23 protein-coding genes are annotated in these 22,044 nt (G+C 63.4%); 5 read left to right on the top strand and 18 right to left on the bottom strand.

Features of this window, described 5'->3' with window-relative positions; all coding sequences use genetic code 11:
• Nucleotides 1-30: 30 nt before the first annotated feature.
• Both AC1DX6_RS03780 and AC1DX6_RS03785 read right to left on the bottom strand, forming a co-directional pair.
• Nucleotides 31-732: a metallophosphoesterase family protein gene (locus AC1DX6_RS03780; RefSeq protein ID WP_477311340.1), complete on the bottom strand. Its 702-nt coding sequence runs from the start codon at nt 730-732 to the stop codon at nt 31-33.
• A 219-nt stretch (nt 733-951) separates the two neighbouring features.
• Nucleotides 952-2,859, bottom strand: coding sequence for a propionyl-CoA synthetase (locus AC1DX6_RS03785; protein ID WP_477311342.1), 1,908 nt, complete (start codon nt 2,857-2,859; stop codon nt 952-954).
• Between the two features lie 146 nt (nt 2,860-3,005).
• Here AC1DX6_RS03785 and AC1DX6_RS03790 point away from each other — a divergent pair, with 146 nt between their 5' ends.
• The 5 genes from AC1DX6_RS03790 to AC1DX6_RS03810 all read left to right on the top strand — a co-directional run bounded on the left by AC1DX6_RS03790 (nt 3,006) and on the right by AC1DX6_RS03810 (nt 6,980).
• Entirely contained in the window at nt 3,006-3,824 is an 819-nt protein-coding gene (locus tag AC1DX6_RS03790) for a DUF2259 domain-containing protein (protein WP_477311344.1), read from the top strand.
• A 14-nt stretch (nt 3,825-3,838) separates the two neighbouring features.
• Nucleotides 3,839-4,666, top strand: coding sequence for a DUF2259 domain-containing protein (locus tag AC1DX6_RS03795; protein WP_477311346.1), 828 nt, complete (start codon nt 3,839-3,841; stop codon nt 4,664-4,666).
• Between the two features lie 489 nt (nt 4,667-5,155).
• Nucleotides 5,156-5,563 (top strand): PqqD family protein, encoded by a 408-nt coding sequence (locus AC1DX6_RS03800; RefSeq protein ID WP_477311348.1) that lies wholly within the window; start codon nt 5,156-5,158, stop codon nt 5,561-5,563.
• Complete coding sequence (locus AC1DX6_RS03805; protein ID WP_477311895.1) at nt 5,563-5,997, top strand: lasso peptide biosynthesis B2 protein; 435 nt, start codon at nt 5,563-5,565, stop codon at nt 5,995-5,997. The genes AC1DX6_RS03800 and AC1DX6_RS03805 overlap by 1 nt, the downstream gene beginning before the upstream one ends.
• The gene (locus AC1DX6_RS03810) at nt 5,994-6,980 is read left to right on the top strand and encodes a serine kinase (RefSeq protein WP_477311350.1); all 987 of its coding nucleotides are present in this window, start codon (nt 5,994-5,996) and stop codon (nt 6,978-6,980) included. The genes AC1DX6_RS03805 and AC1DX6_RS03810 overlap by 4 nt, the downstream gene beginning before the upstream one ends.
• Nucleotides 6,981-7,029: 49 nt before the next feature.
• Here AC1DX6_RS03810 and AC1DX6_RS03815 read toward each other — a convergent pair whose 3' ends face one another.
• From AC1DX6_RS03815 to AC1DX6_RS03890, 16 genes are all read right to left on the bottom strand, one after another.
• Nucleotides 7,030-7,977 (bottom strand): formyltransferase family protein, encoded by a 948-nt coding sequence (locus AC1DX6_RS03815; protein ID WP_477311352.1) that lies wholly within the window; start codon nt 7,975-7,977, stop codon nt 7,030-7,032.
• On the bottom strand, nt 7,974-8,996 hold the full coding sequence (locus AC1DX6_RS03820) for a nucleotidyltransferase family protein (RefSeq protein WP_477311354.1): 1,023 nt from the start codon (nt 8,994-8,996) through the stop codon (nt 7,974-7,976). Before AC1DX6_RS03820 ends, AC1DX6_RS03815 begins: the two co-directional genes overlap by 4 nt.
• A 274-nt stretch (nt 8,997-9,270) precedes the next feature.
• Nucleotides 9,271-10,257, bottom strand: coding sequence for a dihydroxyacetone kinase subunit DhaK (gene dhaK / locus AC1DX6_RS03825; protein ID WP_477311356.1), 987 nt, complete (start codon nt 10,255-10,257; stop codon nt 9,271-9,273).
• Nucleotides 10,258-10,290: 33 nt separating this feature from the next.
• Nucleotides 10,291-10,716, bottom strand: a complete 426-nt coding sequence (locus AC1DX6_RS03830) for a hypothetical protein (RefSeq protein WP_477311358.1) — start codon at nt 10,714-10,716, stop codon at nt 10,291-10,293.
• A gap of 8 nt (nt 10,717-10,724) precedes the next feature.
• Nucleotides 10,725-12,311 (bottom strand): phosphoenolpyruvate--protein phosphotransferase, encoded by a 1,587-nt coding sequence (ptsP, locus tag AC1DX6_RS03835; RefSeq protein ID WP_477311360.1) that lies wholly within the window; start codon nt 12,309-12,311, stop codon nt 10,725-10,727.
• On the bottom strand, nt 12,295-12,597 hold the full coding sequence (locus tag AC1DX6_RS03840) for an HPr family phosphocarrier protein (protein ID WP_477311362.1): 303 nt from the start codon (nt 12,595-12,597) through the stop codon (nt 12,295-12,297). The genes ptsP and AC1DX6_RS03840 overlap by 17 nt, the downstream gene beginning before the upstream one ends.
• A gap of 22 nt (nt 12,598-12,619) precedes the next feature.
• Nucleotides 12,620-13,009: a dihydroxyacetone kinase phosphoryl donor subunit DhaM gene (dhaM, locus tag AC1DX6_RS03845; RefSeq protein WP_477241227.1), complete on the bottom strand. Its 390-nt coding sequence runs from the start codon at nt 13,007-13,009 to the stop codon at nt 12,620-12,622.
• Nucleotides 13,006-13,605: a dihydroxyacetone kinase subunit DhaL gene (gene dhaL / locus AC1DX6_RS03850; RefSeq protein WP_477311364.1), complete on the bottom strand. Its 600-nt coding sequence runs from the start codon at nt 13,603-13,605 to the stop codon at nt 13,006-13,008. Before dhaL ends, dhaM begins: the two co-directional genes overlap by 4 nt.
• Nucleotides 13,606-13,684: 79 nt before the next feature.
• Nucleotides 13,685-15,328, bottom strand: coding sequence for a dihydroxyacetone kinase subunit DhaK (locus AC1DX6_RS03855; RefSeq protein ID WP_477311366.1), 1,644 nt, complete (start codon nt 15,326-15,328; stop codon nt 13,685-13,687).
• A gap of 71 nt (nt 15,329-15,399) precedes the next feature.
• Nucleotides 15,400-16,413, bottom strand: coding sequence for an ABC transporter ATP-binding protein (locus tag AC1DX6_RS03860; RefSeq protein ID WP_477311368.1), 1,014 nt, complete (start codon nt 16,411-16,413; stop codon nt 15,400-15,402).
• Nucleotides 16,406-17,518, bottom strand: a complete 1,113-nt coding sequence (locus AC1DX6_RS03865; protein WP_477311370.1) for an ABC transporter ATP-binding protein — start codon at nt 17,516-17,518, stop codon at nt 16,406-16,408. Before AC1DX6_RS03865 ends, AC1DX6_RS03860 begins: the two co-directional genes overlap by 8 nt.
• Before the next feature lie 3 nt (nt 17,519-17,521).
• Nucleotides 17,522-17,728, bottom strand: coding sequence for a hypothetical protein (locus tag AC1DX6_RS03870; protein WP_477311372.1), 207 nt, complete (start codon nt 17,726-17,728; stop codon nt 17,522-17,524).
• Nucleotides 17,725-18,675, bottom strand: a complete 951-nt coding sequence (locus tag AC1DX6_RS03875; RefSeq protein WP_477241238.1) for a carbohydrate ABC transporter permease — start codon at nt 18,673-18,675, stop codon at nt 17,725-17,727. Before AC1DX6_RS03875 ends, AC1DX6_RS03870 begins: the two co-directional genes overlap by 4 nt.
• A complete protein-coding gene (locus AC1DX6_RS03880; RefSeq protein WP_477241872.1) occupies nt 18,672-19,619 on the bottom strand; it encodes a carbohydrate ABC transporter permease in 948 nt (315 codons plus the stop codon). Before AC1DX6_RS03880 ends, AC1DX6_RS03875 begins: the two co-directional genes overlap by 4 nt.
• A gap of 106 nt (nt 19,620-19,725) precedes the next feature.
• The gene (locus AC1DX6_RS03885; RefSeq protein ID WP_477311374.1) at nt 19,726-21,057 is read right to left on the bottom strand and encodes an ABC transporter substrate-binding protein; all 1,332 of its coding nucleotides are present in this window, start codon (nt 21,055-21,057) and stop codon (nt 19,726-19,728) included.
• A gap of 277 nt (nt 21,058-21,334) precedes the next feature.
• The gene (locus tag AC1DX6_RS03890) at nt 21,335-22,024 is read right to left on the bottom strand and encodes a PIG-L deacetylase family protein (RefSeq protein WP_477311376.1); all 690 of its coding nucleotides are present in this window, start codon (nt 22,022-22,024) and stop codon (nt 21,335-21,337) included.
• Nucleotides 22,025-22,044: the final 20 nt, after the last annotated feature.

The following is a 22,044-nucleotide window of genomic DNA, read 5'->3' on the forward strand; positions in this document are numbered from 1 at the left end:
CAGCGTCCGCAACGCTGCAAGCGCAGTTGCTCAGGAAAATATCAGCTTGCCATGCTTGCCGGCGATCCTGACGGCGGTCAGCCTTCCGCTTTGGAAGGCGCCGGTGTCGATGTCGAGCCGACGCCCTTCGAGCCTTGGAGTGTCGACCACCGTGTGCCCATGCACCACCCAGCGGTCGAGAAGATGCGCGGCCTCAAAGAACTCGGAGCGGATGGTGAGCAGGTCGTCCTCGTCCTGCGCGGCGAGATCGATGCCGGGCCTGATCCCGGCGTGAACGAAGACGAATTTCTGCGAGCAGATCAGGACCGGCAGCGTGCGCATGAAGCTGACATGGCCGGCGGGAATAGCCTCTCGGATATGCTGGTCGACCTCCTCGCTCGAACCATAGAGATTGACCAGTCGCGTCGGGTCGACACCGTAGGAAAACAGGGTTTCGAGGCCGCCTGCCGCCAGCCACGGCTCTCTTGAAAGATAGCCGTCGAGATAGTTCAGCATCGCGACTTCATGGTTCCCCGCCAGGCAGACACGCAGGAATCCCTTCGGCGCCGGGGCGATCAGGTGATCGAGCACGCGTGCCGACTGGATGCCGCGGTCGATGTAGTCGCCAAGCATGATGATGATCTTGCGTCCGCGGAAGGGCAACGCATCGAGCAGGATCTTCTGCTCCAGCGCCAGCAGCTCCTTGTAGCAGCCATGCACGTCGCCGATCGCGTAGACGACCGTATTCTGCATGTCCATTTCCAGGCGCTCGCGCGCCGCGGTTCGGGGTTTTCGCTGAAACAAGGCCACGGATTGAGGGCTCGATACCTGCTGAAATGGATCTCGGTGTTGAAGCGCGCTGCTACCCCGCGCTTGCGAAACGTCGATACCATGCCGGGTGTTGGAAATTCCATAACAGCGACAGGCCGCCATCGAAAGCCGGCGTGTCATGCATGGCGGCCGGGCGGTTTCCTAAATCCCTATCCCACGTCCCTTCAACGCCGCGCTGATCTCGTCGAGGATGACCGGATCGTCGATGGTTGCCGGCATGGTCCATGCCTCCTTGTCGGCGATCTTCTGCATGGTGCCGCGCAGGATCTTGCCGGAGCGCGTTTTGGGCAGGCGCTTGATCGTCACCACCGTCTTGAACGCGGCGACCGGCCCGATCCGTTCGCGCACCAGGGCGACTACTTCGCTCTCGATAGCGCCGACATCGCGGTCGACGCCGGCATTCAGCACGACGAAGCCGAGCGGGACTTGCCCCTTCATCGCATCGGCGATGCCGATGACGGCGCATTCGGCAACGTCGGGGTGTGCCGAGAGCACCTCTTCCATGGCCCCGGTCGACAGCCGGTGGCCGGCGACGTTGATGATGTCGTCGGTGCGCGCCATGACATAGAGATAGCCGTCCGCATCCACCATGCCGGCATCGGCCGTCTTGTAGAAGCCGGGGAACTCGTCGAGATAGGCTTGGCGAAACCGGGCATCGGCGTTCCACAGTGTCGGCAGGCAGCCAGCCGGCAGGGGCAGCTTCACCACCACATTGCCGAGCGTGCCGCGCGGCACCTCATGGCCGGCATCGTCGAGCACGCGAATGTCGTAGCCGGGCATCGGCACGCCGGGCGAGCCGTATTTCACCGGCAAGAGGCCGAGGCCCGCGGGGTTGATGGTCATCGGCGAGCCGGTCTCGGTCTGCCACCAATGGTCGATCACCGGCACGTTCAGTTTCTGCTCCGCCCACTTGATGGTTTCGGGGTCGGCGCGTTCGCCGGCAAGGAACAGGGTGCGGAATTTCGACAGGTCGTATTTCGGCACGAATTCGCCCTTGGGGTCCTGTCCCTTGATGGCGCGGAAGGCGGTCGGCGCGGTGAATAGAGCCACCACGCCATGCTCGGCGATCACCCGCCAATAGGTGCCGGCATCGGGCGTGCCAATAGGTTTGCCCTCGAACAGCACGCTTGTCGCGCCATGTAGCAGCGGTCCGTAGACGATGTAGGAGTGGCCAACCACCCAGCCGACATCGGAGGCCGCCCAGAACACCTCGCCCGGCTTGACGCCGAACTCGTTTTCCATCGTCCATTTCAGCGCGACCATGTGGCCGCCATTGTCGCGCACGATGCCCTTTGGCTGGCCGGTCGTGCCGGATGTGTAGATGATGTAGAGCGGATCGGTGGCCAGCACCGTAACGCAGTCGACATTGGCGCCGGCCGCCCGCTCGCGGGCAACGGCGTCGGCGAAATCGATGTCGTAGTGTTCCTTCAACTCGCAGCGCAGTTGGTCGCGCTGCAGGATCAGGCAACCGTCGGGCTTGTGCCGCGACAGCTCGATGGCGGTGTCGAGCAGCGGCTTGTAGGCAACGACGCGTCCCGGCTCCAGACCGCAGGAGGCGGAAATGATCAGCTTCGGCTTGGCGTCGTCGATGCGGGTGGCAAGCTCGTGCGAGGCAAAGCCGCCGAAGACCACCGAATGCACGGCGCCGATGCGGGCGCAGGCCAGCATGGCGAAGGCCGCTTCCGCCACCATCGGCATGTAGATGATGACGCGGTCACCCTTGCGAATGCCGCGGTTCTTCAGCACCGAGGTCAGCGCCACCACCTCGCGTTTCAGCTCGGCGTAGGTGAACTTCTTGACCGTTCCGGTGATGGCGCTGTCATGGATCAGCGCGACCTGGTCGGCGCGGCCGCCCGCCACATGGCGGTCGATGGCGTTGAAGCAGGTGTTGCAGGTGGCGCCGTTGAACCAGCGGCCATAGACGCCTGCGCTGGCATCGAACACGCTGTCGGGGGGCGAATACCAGTCGATGGCTTTGGCGGCGTCGGCCCAGAACTTTTCCGGGTCGCGTTGCCAGCTCTCATAGACCTCGTGATAGCGTGACGCCATCCAACTTCCTTCCGCGAACGATTTGCCGTCTTTGGAAAGAGCCTAGCTGTTTTTCCCGGCCATGTGCAATTTCGTCTTTGGCCGACCTCGCCTTGGCCGCAAATGCAAGGCAGCATGTCCAGGGTTGGAATTGGGGCTGGCACACGATGATTTTGCGCTGCGGGATCGGGCGGGCTGCATTCGCGGCGCTGTTTTCGGTGATGGCGTCCCCCGCTCAAGCGGGCGATGGCGCCGCCGTCGATCCGCTCGGCTTTTCCAGCGACGGTCGCTACTTCGCCTTCGAGCAATACGGCACCGAAAGCGTCGCCGGCATGGATTACTCGGAAACCTACCTGTTCGACATTACCACGAGCAGGCCCGTCGACGGCACGCCGCTGGTTGTCGACACCACGACGGTCGACGACAGTCTTTTGCAGGATCCCAACCAGGATCCGCTCGCCATCGTCCGGCGTGAAGCGAAGAAACAGGCCGCGCCCTTGCTCGCGCGATTCGGCATCGACACTGCCGGCATCGAGCTTGGCATCGTCGCCGCCAGCCGTTCGCGCGAGACCACGCTTGCCATCGCCGACGAGACCGACGGCCGGCAATCGCCGGTGGTCAAGGCTTTGCAGCAAGCAGCGGTCGCGACAATGCTGCTCGATGCCGCGGCGTTCGGGGCTGGCGCGCATATCGACCTGCACGAATTTGCCGTGGATTTGGCCGCCGGCACGTGCGCCGACTATGGCTACAGCGCCAAAGGTTTCACGCTAACTCTGGAGCGCGTTGGCAAGCAGTCGCTTGCGCTTGGTGCCAGCCCGTCTCCGCAGGCAGGTGACGGCTGCCCGCTCGGCTTCGGTCTGGCGGAGGTGCATGCCTTGCAGCTCGCCGATAATTCGATCGCGCTTGCGGTGCTCGTGCAACGCTTCGAATATGTCATGGAAGACCCTGACCGCCGCTTCATGGCGGTGACCGCGATGGTGAAATGAAGGAGGGGGAGGACATGCTTCGTCGGCGAATCATCACATCGCCGCTGTTCGTGGCGGTTCTCGGCGCAGGTCTGGCATTGTCTGCCGGAACCGCTCAGGCCGGCGATGCCGCGGCACGGCGCATCGTCGGCTTTTCGCCCGACGGCACCTACTTCGCCTTCGAGCAATACGGCACGCTTGACGCCGGCGCTTCGGATTCAGGGTATTCGGAGATTGACATCATCGACACCCGCACCGACCAGTTCGTCGGCGGCAAGCCCATTCTCGTCGTCGACGAGTCGGAGGAGTCGACACTGACCCTGGAGCAGGCGCGGGCGCAGGCCGCGGCACAGGCGGCGCCGATCCTTGCCAAATATGCCATTGCGGCGCGCGGCGAACGCACCGCTTCGGACAAATTCACCTTTCCCGACGACACGGTCGACTACAACGACATTTCCCGCCTCGAGCAGGTTTCGCAGAAATGGCTCTCGCCGCTCTATGATGAAACCGGCATTTCGACCATTCAGCTCGATCAAATCCTGGCCGACAGCAAAACGGATTGCTCGGCAAGTTTCGACGAGACGAAGCCAGGCGACTCAGCGCTTCAAGGCGACAAAACCGGCAAGGCGCTTGGGTTCCGCCTGACGCTGCAAGGGCAGGATGGCAAGCCGTTCAAGCTGCTGCACGAGGACAAGGCAGTGCCCGGGTCGCGCAACTGCCCGACCTCCTACAGCCTGTCGGAATCCTATGAATTCACCCCGGAAGGCAAGCCGGCTGTGATTGCCGTGCTGGTGCAGCGCTTCAGCCAGGGATTCGAGGGGCGCGACCGCCGCTTCATCGCCGTGACCGGGCAACCGCGCTGAAAAAGCGCCAGGCATCCGCGCAATCTCAGGCCGCCCCTGAACGGGGCGGCACCCGGGCGGTCAATGGTTCTTGATCGTCCTAGAGCGGCAATGCCGCGAGCATAAGGCCAACACCGCCGGCGATCAGTATGGCTGCAGCCAAGGCTTTCCTGTGCCGTTCGAACCCGGTCGGGGCCCGATCCCAATTGTAACGCATACTCAGTCCCCCAAACACTCGGCCGACTCCATAGCTTACTCTGGGTAAGAAAAGCAACACCGCGCCCCAATCCGCTTCGGCGGCTTGACAATGCGCGGTGCCGGCTGTCTCGTGAAATCGTGAACTATTTTCAGGGGGATCTTGTGAAGAAGACTTATGAAAAGCCTGCGCTGAACAAGCGCGAGAAACTGTCCCAGACGGTAGCGTCTCCCAGTTCAGCACGCTGAGATCAAATCCCCATTCCAAAAGCCCGCTTCGTTGAAACGAGGCGGGCTTTTGATTTGCTGGATCAAATGGATCCGATTCTGACCGAAACTGCCGCTGCTCGTGCCGCGATGCCGCTGGACAATGGACAGCGCAGCATTGCCGCGCTAATTGCTCTCCAGCAAAACTTGCCTATCTGGAGCGGGTCCGTGGTCGAAATTGCATCTGAGACGGTTCTGCGGCTGGTGGACGACGCCTCGGTCCAGCATGTCGGCGACGGCGCCGTCGTGCTCCTGGCGCGCAGCGGCCAGCTTTACACCTGCAACAGCACGACCGAGGCCTTCCTTGACAAGGTGGACGGCGACCGCAGCCTCGACCAGATTGTCGCCCTGCTCGCCGACGAGTTCGAGATCGACAAGGGTACGCTCGATCAGGACATGGCAGAACTGGCGGCCGAGCTTGTCTCGGAAGGTATCCTTGCCGACCCGGGCGCATGATGGCAGACGGTCCTTTGTTGCGAGCGCTGTTTCGCGGTCATTTGTGGGCAAGCGCCCGGCTGATGCCGGTCCTGATAGGCCATCGCAATTTTGAGGCCGTGCTCAAATGGGCGCCGCTCAGCTCATCGACCCCTTACCGGGGTCTGCCGTCTTCCTACATCGTCGCCCGTGTCAACCGCACGGTCCGGCATCCATGGCTGATGCGTGATCGCCGATGCCTGCGGGAAGGACTGCTGGCGCATCGCTTCCTGCGCTTTGCCGGCTTCGATCCGGATCTGCGCTTCGGCGTCGACCCGAAGTCGATGCATGCGCCGCGCATTGCGGCGCATTGCTGGGTCTGTCTCGACGGCAAGCCGGTGGTCAGCGATAGCCTTCCCGGCATGGTGGAAATCTATCGTCACCATGCTGACGCCGGAAAGGCGCACGTCGCTTGACCAGACCCGCCGCGTCCGGCCGCTATGCCCTCAACGGACAGGTCATCGGCATCACCGCTGAAAGCCCTGATCTTTGGCGGGATTTCGACAAAATGGTTGCCAGCCTGCTCGTCAGCGAATCGGCCGAGCCGGGCTTTCGCATCGATATCGTCGAGACAAAATCCTTGCCGGAATCGCCGGACGGCTCGCTCGCTTTCGATGGCGAGGTGCCCGAGGACGGTCATTGCCGGATGATCGACAATGGCGCCGTCATCCATCTGATTTTCCCCGGCAGCCAGACCTGCTCGATCCATGCCGGCGAAGGCTGGGCCAGGATCTACGTCCACCCGGATACGAAGATCGTCTGGACGCTGTGGATGCTGGTGCTCGACGCGGCACTTGATGCCGGCGGCCAGCATATGCTGCACACTGCCGGGCTGACGCTGCCGGGCAGCGATGCTCTTGTGCTGATCCATGCGCCGAGCGGCACCGGCAAGAGCACGACGTCGCTGGCGCTGGCCTCACAAGGGTTCGGCCTGTGTTCGGACGATGCCATGGTGCTGAGCCTCGCTTCGGGCAAGGCTCTCGCCTGGGGCCTGCCGCGGGCTGCCAAGATCCATCGCAAAACCGCGGAGATGATCCCGCTTGTCCAGCCATGTCTCGGTCCCTCGTGGGATCGCAATGGCGAGCAGGCCGTCTCGCTCGAACGCCTGCGCGAGATCATACGCGTCGAGGACACGGGCCCGAGGCCGGTCGCGGCGCTCTTCCACCTCGCGCGCTCGGCCGATGGCCAGAACCGGCTGGTCGCCATGGCCAAAACCGACGCGATGGTGGCCCTGGCCGCGGACAATGTCAGAACCGGCATGACCGGCCTGCTGCCGCTGCAGAAGCGCCGGATGGCGACGATCACCAAATTGGTTCTGGCTGTTCCAACCTTTACGCTGCAAGTGGGAGCGACGCCGGCCGACGCCGCGCAACTGATCCGCGCAGCGTTGGCGGTATAGGGCCAAGCGCTCCAATCTTCTCTGCGCCGGAGCCTTTCGAAGGATCGGCTCAGGTGCGAAGCCGGCTCACTATGCGCTGCGATTGCACCAGCAATTTGGAGAAGTCATTGTACACGATGTAGGCGAAGCGGCCGTCGGCGCAATCGAATTCGACCCACCCCCAGCGTCTGACCGGGGGTTCGCCTGTCACCGGCCCAAGCCGGCGGATCGGCTGCGCCAGCCGCACCAGCCTGCCACTTACCAGGACGTGGATGGCAACGTTGCGTCCGGCAATACGCCACACACGCGCGACATGGCCGCTCGACCATTTGTTGTCGATGACGAGCGGTGCGCGAGCGAGTTGCGCCCAGGTGAAATCCCCCGTCGGCTGTGGCTTGCCGAGAAGCGCGCCCGTGCAATGTTCAGGCGCGAACTCCGTTACCAGCGTCTTCATTCCGCTCGCCAGTGCCCGCGAAACAGTCGCCGCTGAACTCCAATCCTCGCCGGAAAAAGCAATCTGGGCCAGGATGTCGCCTTCGTCGAAGCCGGACGTCATCTTGTGCAGCGTCACGCCGCCATAGATTTCATGCTGTTGGTCGATGACCAGCCGATGGATAGGATGCGGCCCCTTGTAGTGCGGCAGTAACGCCGGATGCAGGTTCAGCCCGCCCTTGGGAAAGAGGTTCAGCACAGTGTCAGGGATGAGGGTGTTGAAGCCGAAGCAGACAAGAACGTCGGCTCCGAGACCGGCAAGTTGCCCTGCAAGCGCGTCCCAGTCGTGCGGCCGGCCGAACTCGATCAACGGGACTTGTGTGCCGCCGAGATTGCTCATGAGCGCAAGCTTGCGCCTCAGGCGCCGCCGCCAGGTGCCAACGCTGAAGCGCTTGTTGCGGCGCGGCGCAGGCACAATGATGGCGGCGATGCGATGGCCTCTCCCCACCCAACCGGCCAGCATCGGTCCCGTAATGGCCGTGATTTCGAGAATGAAAACCGCCGAAATCGGCTTGGCCGGGTTCATGCAAAATGCGGCTTGGCTTTGGCCAGTCTCTGGATCCAGCGAAAGGCGTCGCGGCGCAGGCGCGAGCGCATCTTGTCCCTGGAATTGACGCCGAGCAGCGTGTCCCGGGTGATCAGCCGCCTGGCGAGCCGGATGCCGAGGTCCGGCTTGATCCGGTCGGCAATGTCGAGCGCGCGTCTTTCATTGAACAGGCGGCCGGTGACGTTGAGCACCGTGGCCAGTTCGAGCTCGATGCCGGTCATCCGTGCAGCCTCGAGCAGCCGCGCTTCCGCGTCCGGCGACTGCAGGGCCCGCACGCCTTGCAGCACGTCGACGCACAGCTGCAGCCGGTGGAACTTGTGCCCGCCGGCGGCATGGACGATGGCGATGGTCAGCATGGCGGCTGGCGTGTCGGTCGCGTCGCCGTCGATCGTGCGCAATTCCCTAAAGCCCAGCGACAGCCGCCGCCGCATGCCGGAATCATGCACCAGATTGCCATGCAGTTCGATCATCAGGCTCGAATTCTCCTTCTCCAGCCATTTGAACTCCTGCAGCTCATTGGATTCTGCTTCGTTGCTGCCAAGCTCGAAACCGCTTGCCGCGATCACTCGGTTGGCGTCGGGCAGATGCGCCGGGTCGACGAGGATGTCGATATCGGTGAAGGGCCTGTCGGCGACGTGCCTGTACAGCGTCCGCGCAAAGACCGGGCCCTTGACGATGCGTGCCGGAATGTCTCCTGCGGCCAGCGCCTTCATGATGCGGTCGCCATGGTATTGCAGCAGCATCGACTGGCCGGTGACCAGCGTCGACTTCTGGCGCAGGTCGGACAGCGTCTCCATCAATCCAGCGTCCTGGGGCAGATGCGCGTCGCCACGCTTCTGCAATTTGCGCAGCATGATCGGCAGGATGCCGTGGAATTCGGCATTGGCCAGCAGGGCCGACAGGGTCTTTGCCCCAGGGTCGACGCCGGCCAACGGCGCCTCCGGGTCCGCATAGTTCAGCAGCAGCTTTTCTTCGGCAGGCGTAAGTGGTGGCAGCATGAACCCGCGCAGCGGTAGGAATTACGGGGATTATTCAGAGATGGTCGCAGAAAAGCACGGCGGAAGCCAGTGCGCCCGAGTTGACTTTGACAGGTCCATTCTTACACTCGCCGTTACAAAACAAGGGGGTATTGATATGAGCAAGAAGAAATATGAGGCGCCCGTCCTGCGCAAAGCCGGAAAATTGTCCGGCGTTACAGCGGGTGGCGGTCCGTCGGGACCCGCGGGCTGATAGGTCCGTAAGGGCTGCTCGGCCAGCGTCTCGGCGCTCCCGCTACATGCCCCAGCGCAATGCTGCCGTATACACGGGCGCATCCCACAAGGCGGTCGTTTCCGCGTCGAGCACGGTCAGCGTGATCGAGCAGCCGGCCATGTCGAGCGACGTCACATACGACCCGACCAGTGAGCGGGTGACCTGAATCCCATGCGTCTCGAAGATTTTGCGGGCGCTGTTGTACATCAGGTAAAGTTCCATCAGCGGTGTGCCGCCGAAGCCGTTGACGAACAGCAGCGCCGGGCCTTTCGCGGCGTTGCCGAGATCACCGACGATCGCGGCGCAAATCTCCTCGGCAATGGCATCGGCGCTCTTCAATGTGTCGCGCCGGCGGCCCGGTTCGCCATGGATGCCGACGCCGAATTCCATCTCACCGTCGCCAATGGCGAAAGTCGGTTTGCCGGCCGCCGGCACCGTGCAACTGGTCAGCGCCACGCCCATCGAGCGTGTAGCCGCGTTTACGCGCTCGCCCAGCGTCTTCAAAGGCTCCAGCGCCATGCCTTGCTCGGCCGCGGCGCCGACGATCTTCTCGACCACCAGCGTGCCGGCGACGCCGCGCCGGCCGGTGGTGTAGGACGAATTCTCCACCGCGACATCGTCATTGGTGACGATTTGCAGGATGCCTTCCGACATTTCGGCAGCCATCTCGAAATTCATCACGTCGCCTTCGTAGTTCTTGACGATGAACAGGCAGCCGGCGCCGGTGTTGACGGCCTCCGCCGCCGCCAGCATCTGGTCCGGCGTCGGCGAGGTGAACACCTGGCCGGGGCAGGCGGCGTCCAGCATGCCGTGCCCGACCAGGCCGCCATGCAGCGGCTCGTGACCCGAGCCGCCGCCCGAGATCAGCGCCACCTTGCCCGGCTTCAAGTCCCTGCGGCGGACGAATTTGTGCTCGTCGCCGAGCACGAGAATATCGGCATGGGCGGCGACGAAGCCATCGAGGCTTTCGGTCAGCACCGTGTCCACCGAATTCAGGAATTTCTTCATGGTGTCCTCCCGACACAAATGCGCACGAGATGATCAGCCGCCACCTTTGCCGGTGATGCTGGTGATCTTCTGGATGAAATCATTGACCGCCCTGTCGAGCGCGGCATTCTGCTTGTCGTCGCCGAAGTCGGGAACGATCAGCGAGACATGCCGCGTCTTGCGCAAGCCTGATGCCACCGACATCTTTCCCGGATGCGCCTGATGATAGGCGGCGAGGAAATGGTCGCGCTCGGCCGGGCTGAAATGGCAGACGGAAAAAATAGCCGGCAAATGTTTTGAGGGTATTGGCACCGAGTAGGCCGGGCTGGAAATCTGGGTGACGAAGCTGCGGTGTTTTCCCAGCGCGTCGGCAAGGCGCTGGCGCATGCCGGACGGGCGTTGGTCGATGACTTGCGACAGGATCGTCTTGTAGGCGCGGATCGCCGCTTCGGAACCGGGTTCGGGAATTGTCTCGGCCATGCCGGCGCCTAGATCGCGGCGTCCGCGATGGCCGCCTTGGCCATGGCGAGCTGGGCGGGCACAACGGAGAGGTCGCGCAGGCCGGCGTCGAGCAGCGCCGGTATCGACGCCGGATCACCGCCGGCGTCGCCGCACAGGCTGACCGCAATTGCGTGCGTGCGACCGAACGCGGCGACCGAAGCGATCAGCCGCAGCACGGCCGGGTGCCGGACCGAATTCAGATGCGCGACCGCGGCATTGTCGCGGGCAGCCGCCATCACATATTGGGTGAGGTCGTTGGAGCCGATCGAGAAGAAGGCGACATCGGCAAACGCCTCCGGCGCGATCGCCACCGACGGCACTTCCACCATAATGCCGAGCGGTGGCATTTTTTGCGCGATACCGCGCGCGGCGAGCCCGGCCTGCTCTTCCGCAAACAGGGCGGTGGCGCGCGCATATTCGTCAGCAATGGTGATCATCGGGAACATCACCTTCAGATTGCCGTGGACAGCGGCGCGCAGCAAGGCTCGGATCTGCACCCGAAAGATCTCGGGTCGCGCCAGCGACAGCCTGATGCCGCGCAGACCGAGGAACGGATTGGTCTCCTCCACCGTGAACCCAGGCACCGGCTTGTCGCCGCCGGCATCGACGGTGCGGATCGTCGCCGGCTTGTCGCCGGCCCATTCCAGCACCTTGCGATAGGCGCGATATTGCGTCTCCTCGTCAGGCAGCGTCTTGCCGAACAGGAACTCGGTGCGCATCAACCCGACGCCATCGCAGGTCGAAATATCCATGCCGTCGACATCGGACGGATCGGCGATGTTGACCTGCACCCGTACCGAAGTGCCGGCTTTCGTCACCGCCGGCTTCGCCAGATAGGTTTCCGCTTTGTCGCGGCGCGCGGCGAAGGACGACGACGATCGGCGGAACGCCTCGATCTCGGCCTTGGACGGCGAAAGCATGATGCCGCCATGCTCGGCATCGAGCAGTGCCACCCCGGCAAGATGAGCCGGCGAAGCACCGAGCCCCACAATCATCGGCACACCGCGTGAGCGCGCCAGCATGGCGACATGGCTGGCCGTGCTGCCGGCTTTTAGCGCGATGCCGCCGCCGGAACTCCAGTCGGTTTCGAGAAAGCGCGTCGGTGCGATGTCGTCGCCGTAGAAGATGGCGCCGGCCGGCACTGGAATGTCGCCGTCCTCGGTCAACGCGCGCAGTACCTGGTCTCGGATGTCGCGCATGTCGGCGGCGCGAGCCCGGAAATAATCCTGGTCTGACGTCTCGTAGCCGGCAATCTCGGCGTCGAGCGCCTGCCGCCACGCCATATCCGCTGGCATACCGGACGGGATCGCGGCAAAAGCCGGGCCGGTCAGCGCATCGTCCTCGAGCAAGGCGAGTTGGAATTCGAGAATATCGGCTGCATCGCCTTCGCTGGCCTCGATCAGCGCCGCAAGCCGGCCAGTCGCAGCGCCGATCGCCGTCTCGAGCGCGGCCTTTTCTTCCGCCGCGGTCGCCTTGCCGGCGTAGGGTGCGGTGGTCCGGTCGAGATCGAACAAAGGCCCTTCGGCATAGCCGGCCGAGGCCGAAATGCCTTGCAACCTAAGCGGTTCGGGCATGGTCCGCGCCCTCGTCGAAATCGCGCCGCACCAGTTCGACCAGCGCACCGACCGCTTCGCCGGCGCCGTCGCCCTTGGCCCTGATATGCAGCATCGTGCCCTTGGGCGCCTTGGCCGCCATCACCTTGACGATGCTCTTGGCGTCGAACCACGGTCCGTTGGCGGCGAGCGCCACTTCGACTTCGGCCGCGAACGTCTTGGCGAGCTTGGTGAACTTCACCGAAGGGCGCGCATGCAAACCCACCTCGTGGGTGATCAGGACGGTGGCTTCGGCAGATGCGGACATGCTGTCAAGAATTCCTGTTACTTCACGACGGCGACAATTCGTGCGCCGTCGCCACCACTTCCCTGAGCGAGGCGCCGCCGGAGGACTCCGTCGCCGCCATCACCGCGCCTTCGACAATCGGCGCATTGCAGACGATAATCTTCTGCGCCCGCGGCTCGCCGATCATCTCGACCGCCATCTCCGAGTTGGTCTCGGCGCCACCGAGATCGACGAGGATGGCCACACCCGCCTCCGACCAGGCCTTGTCGATGGCGCCCATGATTGCCTCGACACTGGTTCCCAGCCCGCCATGGCCGTTTCCGCCGCACCATGCAAGCGGCACTTCGTCGCCGACCATCTGGCGCACCATGTCCGCCGTGCCTTCGGCGACCAGCGGTGAATGCGATACGATGACGATGCCGACATTGCTCATGCGTGCCCCTCGATGCTTGTCGCGACAGCCCGCACCAGCAGCGCTGTCGAGCGCCCGCCGGCGTCCATATGGCCGATCGAGCGGTCGCCGAGGAACGAGGCGCGCCCGCGCAGGGCCTTCATCGGCACTGTGGCCTCGGCGGCTCCGTCGGCGACATCGACGATCTCCGCCGCAGTCTTTCCCCGCAGCAGCGCGTCATGCACCGGCTGCAGCACGTCGAGCATGGTCTTCTGCCCGACCTGCGATTTGCCCCTGGCTGCCACCGCTTCGATTGCCTTGCCGAAGGCAGCCGTCAAATTGGCGCGGTCCGGTTCCGCCGAAATCTCCTTGCCGAGCGCTATGAACAGCGTGCCGAACAAGGGTCCGGAAGCCCCGCCGACGGTCATCACCAGCTTGGTGCCGATCGCCTTCAGCGCTTCCGGCAATGGCTTTGCCGCGAACGCGTCGGCCTCGGCCCGCAGTGCCTCGAAGCCGCGCTTCATGTTCAGCCCATGGTCGCCGTCGCCGATCGCCTGGTCGAGCGCGGTCAGTTCGTCGGCATGCGCCGCGATCGTGTCCGCCGCGGCCACGACCAGCCTGGAAAGGTCTAATGTCATGTCACCTGTGCTCTTGGTTCCTGCTCTTTCGGCAGTATGGGAAGGTGCCCTTTCCGACAATCCAAGCATAGTCCCCCCGTCAGGCCGCTTCGTGCAACGCGGAGACGGCCGCGAAGACTTCGGCCACGGCACAAGCGCCGGGGTCAACAACACCGTAAAGCTGGCTGCCGATATAGGCGGACCGCCCGGCCTTTGCCTTGCGCATGGCGGCGGTCGCCTCGGCGCCTTTGCGAGCCGCTGCCGCAGCGTCGTCCAGACCGCCGGCGTCGAGCGCTTTCAGGGCTGGCTCCAGGGCATCGATCATGGTGCGGTCGCCAAGCCTTGCGCCACCGTAGAAGGTCATCCGTTCAAGCCCCGCAAGCAGCGCCCTAGGCAGCGCCGCGCCGCCATCCAGCGCCTGCGCCGCCGCCGTGAAGAAGATCGACAGCAGCACCCCGCTGGAGCCGCCCATGGATGCGCTCAATATGTCGCCCAGCGCGGCGAGCGTGGCGGCCGGGTCGGCAAGCGGCAGTGTATCGAGCCGCTCGAGAACGCTGCGCGCGCCGGTCGCCATTGTCGAGCCGGTGTCGCCGTCTCCCGCCTTGGCGTCCAGTGCGTTCAGCGTCTCTTCCAGCGCGACCAGCCTTTCGCAGATCGTGGCGACGAGGCGCCTGGTGCGAGCATCCGCGCTGGCGTTTTTTGCCCCACCTTGAGAGACCGGCTTCGCCGCCGGCACCACGATCAGCGGAGTAACAGGCTTTGCCGGCATCCAGGCATGCGGGCCGACAGGCGCTCGCAAGGCAGCCTCGCGCGCCGCATCGAGCCGGATTAGTGACAAAGAGAAGCCGTTCATGTTGAGCGCCGTCATCAGCGGCCCCGGCCCGATCGTCAGCGTCACCGTCCTGGCCAGTGGCGACACCAGCACAGCGTTGGCGAGCAGCGACATTTCCAGCGGCGGCGCGGCGCCGAGATTGTTGATCAGCAAGGCATAGTCGGCCTCAGGGTCCAGCCGTGCCGCGAGGCGTTCCAGCATGACCGCGACAAGCCTGTCGGCGCTTTGCACGGCAATCCGCTCAACCCCCGGCTCGCCATGAATGCCGAGGCCGAGCTCGCCGTCATTGTCGCCAAATCTTTCTTCGTGCGGCTGACCGGGAATCGAGCAGGACGACAGCGAGAGGCCGAGGGAAACGATGTCCGCCGCAGCAGCGCGCGCTGCCGCGGCAACGGCCGCGAGGTCTTCGCCGGTTTCCGAGAGATAACCGGCGATCTTGTGCACGAACAAGGTGCCGGCGACGCCGCGCGGCTGCGCAATGTCGGGCAGGGCGATGTCGTCGGCGACGATCACCATCTCGACCAGAAGGCCTTCGGCGCGCGCTTTCTCGGCCGCCAGTCCGAAGTTGAGGCGATCTCCCGTATAGTTCTTGACGATCAGCAGGCAACCGGCAGGGCCGGTGACCGCGCGAATGGCCGCCAACACCGCTGCAACGCTCGGCGAGGCAAAGATCTCTCCGGAAACCGCCGCTGTCAGCATGCCCTTGCCGACGAAGCCGGCGTGCGACGGTTCGTGCCCGGCGCCGCCGCCGGAGACGACGCTGACTTTCGACTTGTCCCAGTCGGCGCGCAGCACGACCTTTATCTCGGGATAGCCATCCAGGCGGGCAAGGTCACCGGCGCCGATCGTGCCGAGAAAGCCGTCCAGCGCCTCGGTGACGATCGTTTCCTTGCGATTGAAAAAATGCTTCATCGAATTCGTCCAGTCCTGCAATCGTCAGTCAGAAATCGGCATTACCCCCAAGGGCAATGCCCGCTAGCCATTCACATCAGCCGTTGCCCATCCGCACCGAAATACAGCGGCGAACGGTAGCGGATCATCACCTTGTCGCCTTGCGCCAGATCCGTATCGGGATCGGTCAGCGTTACCAGCTTCTTGCTTCCCACCGTCACATGCAGGTGGTTCTGGTCGCCCAGATGTTCGACCCAGTCGACGACGCCATCAGAATGGCCATTCGCCGCCTTCTCGATCGACAGATGTTCGGTGCGGGCGCCGATCATCTTGGTTCCCGCCGGCGTGCCACCATCGGGCAGCAGTCCGGTCGGCAGCAGGTTGATCGCCGGCTGGCCGAGCCGTGCCGCGACATGAAGGTTTGCCGGCTCCGAATAGATATTTCGCGGCGTGCCGATCTGCACCAGCACGCCCTCATTGAGGATGCCGATCCGGTCGGCCATAGTCATCGCCTCGATCTGGTCGTGCGTGACATAGAGCATGGTGGCGCCAAGCTCGGTCTGGATACGCTTCAGTTCGAGCCTCAGATCGGCGCGCAGCTTGGCGTCGAGCGACGACAGTGGCTCGTCCATCAGATAGATCGACGGCTTGCGCACCAGCGCGCGGCCGATGGCGACGCGCTGCATCTCGCCGCCCGAGAGCTTGGTCGAGCGGTTGTTCAGCTTGTGGTGGATGCGCACCATCTTGGCGACATCCTCGACGCGGCGGCGGATCTGCTCCTCCGGCATTTTTCGCGCCGGCGAGCGCAGCGGAAAGGCGAGGTTGTCGAAGACCGATAGGTGCGGATAGAGCGAATATTGCTGGAACACGAAAGCGGTGTCGCGCTCGGCCGGCGACAGGATCGTGGCATTGTGGCCGCCGATATGGATGGTGCCGCTGTCCGGCCGCTCCAGCCCGGCGATCAGCCGCAGCGTCGTCGTCTTGCCGGCCCCAGTCGGCCCGAGCAGCACGACGAATTCACCATCGGCGATGTGCAGATCGAGATTGTCCACGGCGACCTGCTCGCCGAAACTTTTGCTCACGCTTCTGATGTGCACGTCAGCCATGCTGCGCTCTCCCTTGAGAGGCTGAATCATGGATCGCCGTGCGCACCGCGCGGCCGGATCCCTTCTCGAACAGCGACAGCCGCGCGCTGCTCAGCGTCAGGCCGACATGATCGCCCGCCGCGAGCCGGATTTCGGCCGGCACCCGTGCCTTGATGATGCCGTCGGCCGTCTCCACCGCGACGATCTGCGTGGTGCCGAGATATTCGGTGCCGTAAATGGCACCACGCAGTTTCGAAGCGTCGTCGAAGCGGATGTGTTCGGGCCTTATGCCCAGCGCCATGTCGGTCGGGGCGATATCCTCGCGCACCTGCGGCACCGCCACCTTGGCGCCTTGCACCACGATCTCCCTGGCGCCTTTGGCGAGCCCGCCGCCGAACCCCAAAAAATTCATCGGCGGCGAGCCGATGAAGTCGGCGACGAACATGGTTGCCGGCCGGTCGTAGATCTCACGCGGCGTGCCGAACTGCTCGATGACGCCGTGGTTCATCACCGCGATCTTGTCGGCCATCGACATCGCTTCCATCTGGTCGTGCGTGACATAGACCGTGGTGGCGTGGATGCGGTTGTGCAGCTCGCGCAGCTCATGCACCATCAAATCGCGGAATTCGGTATCGAGCGTCCCCAGCGGCTCGTCCATGAGAAAACATTTTGGCCGCCGCACGATGGCGCGGCCGAGCGCCACACGCTGGCGATCGCCACCGGCGAGACCTGAGACGGATTTGTTAAGCAGATGGTCGATGCGCAACAGTTTTGCCGTCTCCTCGACGCGTTGGCGGATCTCGGCCGACGGCATGCCTTGCGCCAGCAGCGGGAAGCCGATGTTCTTGCGCACATTCATATGCGGATAGAGCGCAAACAGCTGGAACACGAAGGCGATGTCGCGCTCGCGGGCGCGGCGCATGGTGACGTCGTCGCCACCCAGCAGGATCTCGCCGCCGGTCGGCAGTTCGAGCCCGGCGATCATCCTGAGCGTGGTCGTCTTGCCGCAGCCTGACGGCCCCAGCATGACAAAGAACTCGCCATCCTCGACGACGAAGTTGGAGTCCTGCACGGCGACGAAATCGCCGAAGGCCTTTCTCAGATGCTGAACCCTGATCTCAGCCATCGTCTACTCCGGGAACTTCGATACGATGATGAACATGACGGTGCCGGCCAGCATGGTGATGAAGGAATAGGTGTATAGCGACAGCGCGAAGGGCTGGAACAGCATCAGGAAGCCGATGGCGATCAGCGCCGTCGCTATGTTTTCCATGAGGCCGCGCCTGGCCCAGACCGGCCAGCGCGACTTGCGTTTCTGAGGCTTGATCATTGTCATTTGCGCACCGCGCCGAAGGTGATGCCGCGCAGCAATTGTTTGCGCAGCAGGATGGTGAAGACCAGGATAGGCACCAGGAAGATCGTCGTGCCGGCGGCCACCGCCGGCCAGTCCTGACCGCCTTCGCCGATGATGGTCGGGATGAAGGGCGGCGCGGTCTGCGCCGTGCCCGAGGTCAGCAGTGCGGCGAAGGCATATTCGTTCCAGGCAAAGATCAGGCAGAAGATGGCGGTTGCGGCAATGCCGGTGGTCGCCTGCGGCAAAACCGTGCGCCAGAATGCCTGCAGCCGCGTGTAGCCGTCGATCATCGCCGCTTCCTCATATTCGCGCGGGATCTCGTCGATGAAGCCCTTCAGCAGCCACACTGCGAGTGAGACGTTGACCGCGGTGTAGAGCAGGATCATGCCGAGCGCGGTGTCCGACAGGCCGAGCTCGCGGTACATCAGGTAGATCGGGATCGCGACCGCGATCGGCGGCATGAAGCGCGTCGACAGGATGAAGAACAGAAGGTCATCGGCCAGCGGCACCTTGAAGCGTGAGAAGCCATAGGCCGACAACGTGCCGAGAAACACCGCGCAGAAGGTCGAGCCGAAGGCGATGATCAGCGAATTGAGAAAGCGCGGCAGGAAGTTGGAGGGGCCCGCGATCACCATGTTGCGCTTGCGCGTGGTCTCGTCGCAGAAGCCGGTCGCCGGTCCGAGCGAATTGATGTATTCCGGCGTTTGCCGCGTCCGCGTCGTGAACAGGTTGCAGTAGCCTTCCAGGCTCGGCTGAAACAGGATTTTTGGCGGATAGGCGATCGAATCCGGTGGCGTCTTGAAGCTGGTGGCAAAGATCCACAGCAACGGCACGATCGAGATCAGCGCGTAGGCGACGATGATGGCGCCGGCGATCCGCTTCGAATTTGCCGACGGCGCGACGACCGAATGGGCTGATGTCAGGCTCATCTCTGCTTCACCTTGTTGAGCGCCTTGACGTAGATGTTGGCAAGGCCGAACACCGCGACGAACAGGATGATGGCGAAGGCCGAGGAATAGCCGGTGCGCCAGCTTTCGAAGGCTTGCCGCTTCAGTGTGATCGAGGCGACCTCGGTGGTCGAGCCCGGTCCGCCGCCGGTGAGCAGATTGACCATGTCGAACATCTTGAAATTCTCGATGCCGCGAAACAGCACCGCCAGCATGATGAAGGGCAGCGCCATCGGCAGCGTGATCGACCAGAACTGCCGCCAGTTGGAGGCGCGGTCGACCTCGGCTGCCTCATAGATGTATTCGGGGATGGAGCGTAAGCCGGCGAGGCAGATCAGCATCACGTAGGGCGTCCACATCCAGGTGTCGACGATGACGATCGACCATGGCGCCAGCGACACGTTGGAGAGCATGCTGATCTCTGTCGGCGGAATGCCTGATACAAAAGACACGGCATAGGCGAACAGGCCGATCTGCGGCTCGTAAAGGAAGCGCCAGAAATTGCCGACCACCGCCGGTGACAGCATCATCGGCACCAGGATGATGGTCGTCCAGAAGGCGTGGCCGCGGAACTTGCGGTCGATCAGCCAGGCCAGCGTGAAGCCGATCACCGTCTGCAGCAGGATGGTCCAGAACACGAAATGGGCCGTCGTCTGCATGGCGATCCAGATGTCCTTGTCGCCAAGGATGCGCTGGTAGTTGGCAAAGCCAAGGTTCTTCACCACCTCGTTGGGCCGATTGGCGCGGTAGTTGGTGAAGGACAGATAGATCGCCCAGAACAGCGGGAAGATGTTGATGGCCAGAAGCAAAAGCATCGTCGGCGAGATGAACAGCCAGGCGAGGCCCTTGTCGCTGATGCCGCGGACCTTGCGCGCCAACGGCTCCGGGGTCGCCCGGGCAACGCTGTCCGCAGTCCGATTAAGCATGGTGAGTCCTGCTTCGGTCACGTCAAGTCTCGACAATGGAATTTATCTGAACTGCGTCCCGTGCCAAGGGTGGCACGGGACGCTCCGGTCGGGCTCGGGAGGAGCCTTACATCTTGCCGTCGTCCTGGAAGACCTGCGTCCAGTCCTTGACCAGGCCGTCCAGCGCATCCTTGGCCGAACCCTGGCCGGCGACGACATAGTCGTGGAAGCGCTTCTGCGACGCCTGCAGCAGCGGCGCGTAGCTCGGCTCGGCCCAGAAGTCCTTCACGATGGCCATCGAGTCGAGGAAGGTCTGCGCGTAGGGCTGGCTGGCCGGGAAGCCGGGATCCTTGACCACCGCGTTGAGGCAGGAATAGCCACCGAGCGACCACCACTTGGCCTGTACGTCCTTGTTGGCGAACCACTTGATGTATTTCAGCGCCGATTCCTGCTTGTCGGAATAGGACACCACCGAGATGCCCTGGCCGCCGAGTTGGGCGAACTGGTCGCCATCGGGACCCTTGGGATTGACGAAATAGCCGATCTTGTCGCCGCCGACATTCTCGTCCTTCTGCAGGCCCGGCCACGTGAAGGCGAAGTTCATGTGCATCGCCACCTGGCCGGATTTGAAGGCATCGACGCCTTCACCCATGTAGCTGTTCGATGCGCCCGGAGGGGTGCAGCAATCATACAGCGCCTTGTAGAACTCCAGCCCCTTGACCGATTTGTCGGAGTTGACGAAGCCTTCCATCTCGTAGGGCTTGTCGGGGTTCTCGTATTTGAAGCCGAAGCTGTAGAGCACGTCCATGGCGCCCATGGTGATGCCTTCGGAGCCGCGCTCGGTATAGATCGAGGCGCCATAGACTGTCTTGCCGTCGATCTCGCGCTTCTGGAAGAATTCGGCGATCTGCTTGAGCTGGTCGAAGGTCGTCGGTGGGCCGAGATCCCAGCCGTACTTTTCCTTGAATTCCTTCTGCAGTTCCGGCTTGGAGAACCAGTCCTTGCGATAGGTCCAGCCGACGACGTCGCCCATGGCCGGCAGCGCCCAGTAGTTCGGCGTGTTCTTCGGCCATTCCGAATAGCCGACGACGGTGGCCGGCACGAAGTCGTCCATGCTGATCTTTTCCTTGTCGAAGAAGTCGTTCAGCTTGACGTAGTGGCCGTTCTCGGCCGAGCCGCCGATCCACTGGCTGTCGCCGATGATCAGGTCGCACAATTTGCCGTGCGAATTCAGTTCGTTGAGGAAGCGGTCGGCATAGTTGGTCCACGGCACGAACTCGAACTTCATGCCGATGCCGGTTTCCTTGGTAAAGTCCTTGGACAGTTCCACAAGAGCGTTTGCCGGATCCCAGGCGGCCCAGCAAAGCGTCAGATCTTCTGCATGCGCGGCGTTCGAAAAGCCCGCCGAGGCAGACATCGCCGAGGCCAGTCCCAACGCCAGTTTCAAAGTCGATTTCATGCCTTCCTCCCATTTGCGAAACGCGTCCGGATGACGGTTTCAAGAGCCTTCAACCCCTCTCCTCCGGGGCCTAAACATGGCGACGCAGCGGCGCGGCAGATGTTTAGTAATTTGTTTAGTGATGCAATTTTTACTAAACAACGCAAGCGAATTCGTCGCTGCACCGCAGCATGTTACGGCGAGGCCGGTTGCTGGCCGGAAAAAGCCTTTGATTTACAAGGCGAGGCTCGGTGAGGACGGCAGCGCAGTCAGATGTGTCGGCTCGCTTGCGAACCGATCACGTGATCGTTTTGGTGCTGACCATCACCGTCCGGATCGGCGGCGCCGGCGGCAACAAGGCGCGGATATCGGCGAAGGGGAACACCGGCTCGAAGCGAAAAGCCTCCGCAAAAGAGCCGGCCGCGCCATTGCACTGGCCGGCGCGAAAAGCGTTCTGCGTGCGCGCCGCGTCGACAAAGCGCTCGGGATCCTGCGACTGGTGCGCCCGGATCGCCTTTGCCTTGAGATCGAAATGCGCGGAGACATCGACATAGTGTGTCGGCGAAAAACCGGTGCCGCCAAGCGTGTCGGCATGCAGCACCGGCACCGCGAATGACGTCGCGATGCGCACGCCATCCGACAGCGCGCGATGGTCGCCATGATAGTCATTTGGCGCGTGGGTGATCGCCAGGTCTGGCTGCACCTCGCCAATCAGCGTCTTGAGAGCGCCGATCAATGCCGAATCGGCAACCAGTTCGCCATCCGGAAAGTCGAGAAAGAGCGGCGTCACGCCAAGCAAGGCGGCGGCCGCAGTCGCCTCCTCACGGCGCGCACGGGCCAGAGAGCCGGGATCACCTTTGCCGCCCTTGGCGCCATCCGTGGCTATGGCGAAAATCAGTTCTGCGCCTTGCGTGGCATAGGCGGCCATCGTACCGAACATGAAAATCTCGATGTCGTCAGGATGCGCACCGAGCGCCAGTACCTTCACTTCACTCTCCCTGGAAATGG

It is taken from the genome of Mesorhizobium sp. P2_C4 (assembly GCF_056404575.1).

What these genes read in the sequence shown, in the direction of transcription:
- AC1DX6_RS03780 (WP_477311340.1), bottom strand. Translation starts at nt 732, where the DNA reads ATGCAGAATACGGTCGTCTACGCGATCGGCGACGTGCATGGCTGCTAC.
- AC1DX6_RS03785 (WP_477311342.1), bottom strand. Translation starts at nt 2,859, where the DNA reads ATGGCGTCACGCTATCACGAGGTCTATGAGAGCTGGCAACGCGACCCG.
- AC1DX6_RS03790 (WP_477311344.1), top strand. Translation starts at nt 3,006, where the DNA reads ATGATTTTGCGCTGCGGGATCGGGCGGGCTGCATTCGCGGCGCTGTTT.
- AC1DX6_RS03795 (WP_477311346.1), top strand. Translation starts at nt 3,839, where the DNA reads ATGCTTCGTCGGCGAATCATCACATCGCCGCTGTTCGTGGCGGTTCTC.
- AC1DX6_RS03800 (WP_477311348.1), top strand. Translation starts at nt 5,156, where the DNA reads ATGGATCCGATTCTGACCGAAACTGCCGCTGCTCGTGCCGCGATGCCG.
- AC1DX6_RS03805 (WP_477311895.1), top strand. Translation starts at nt 5,563, where the DNA reads ATGGCAGACGGTCCTTTGTTGCGAGCGCTGTTTCGCGGTCATTTGTGG.
- AC1DX6_RS03815 (WP_477311352.1), bottom strand. Translation starts at nt 7,977, where the DNA reads ATGAACCCGGCCAAGCCGATTTCGGCGGTTTTCATTCTCGAAATCACG.
- AC1DX6_RS03820 (WP_477311354.1), bottom strand. Translation starts at nt 8,996, where the DNA reads ATGCTGCCACCACTTACGCCTGCCGAAGAAAAGCTGCTGCTGAACTAT.
- dhaK (WP_477311356.1), bottom strand. Translation starts at nt 10,257, where the DNA reads ATGAAGAAATTCCTGAATTCGGTGGACACGGTGCTGACCGAAAGCCTC.
- AC1DX6_RS03830 (WP_477311358.1), bottom strand. Translation starts at nt 10,716, where the DNA reads ATGGCCGAGACAATTCCCGAACCCGGTTCCGAAGCGGCGATCCGCGCC.
- ptsP (WP_477311360.1), bottom strand. Translation starts at nt 12,311, where the DNA reads ATGCCCGAACCGCTTAGGTTGCAAGGCATTTCGGCCTCGGCCGGCTAT.
- AC1DX6_RS03840 (WP_477311362.1), bottom strand. Translation starts at nt 12,597, where the DNA reads ATGTCCGCATCTGCCGAAGCCACCGTCCTGATCACCCACGAGGTGGGT.
- dhaM (WP_477241227.1), bottom strand. Translation starts at nt 13,009, where the DNA reads ATGAGCAATGTCGGCATCGTCATCGTATCGCATTCACCGCTGGTCGCC.
- dhaL (WP_477311364.1), bottom strand. Translation starts at nt 13,605, where the DNA reads ATGACATTAGACCTTTCCAGGCTGGTCGTGGCCGCGGCGGACACGATC.
- AC1DX6_RS03855 (WP_477311366.1), bottom strand. Translation starts at nt 15,328, where the DNA reads ATGAAGCATTTTTTCAATCGCAAGGAAACGATCGTCACCGAGGCGCTG.
- AC1DX6_RS03860 (WP_477311368.1), bottom strand. Translation starts at nt 16,413, where the DNA reads ATGGCTGACGTGCACATCAGAAGCGTGAGCAAAAGTTTCGGCGAGCAG.
- AC1DX6_RS03865 (WP_477311370.1), bottom strand. Translation starts at nt 17,518, where the DNA reads ATGGCTGAGATCAGGGTTCAGCATCTGAGAAAGGCCTTCGGCGATTTC.
- AC1DX6_RS03870 (WP_477311372.1), bottom strand. Translation starts at nt 17,728, where the DNA reads ATGACAATGATCAAGCCTCAGAAACGCAAGTCGCGCTGGCCGGTCTGG.
- AC1DX6_RS03875 (WP_477241238.1), bottom strand. Translation starts at nt 18,675, where the DNA reads ATGAGCCTGACATCAGCCCATTCGGTCGTCGCGCCGTCGGCAAATTCG.
- AC1DX6_RS03880 (WP_477241872.1), bottom strand. Translation starts at nt 19,619, where the DNA reads ATGCTTAATCGGACTGCGGACAGCGTTGCCCGGGCGACCCCGGAGCCG.
- AC1DX6_RS03885 (WP_477311374.1), bottom strand. Translation starts at nt 21,057, where the DNA reads ATGAAATCGACTTTGAAACTGGCGTTGGGACTGGCCTCGGCGATGTCT.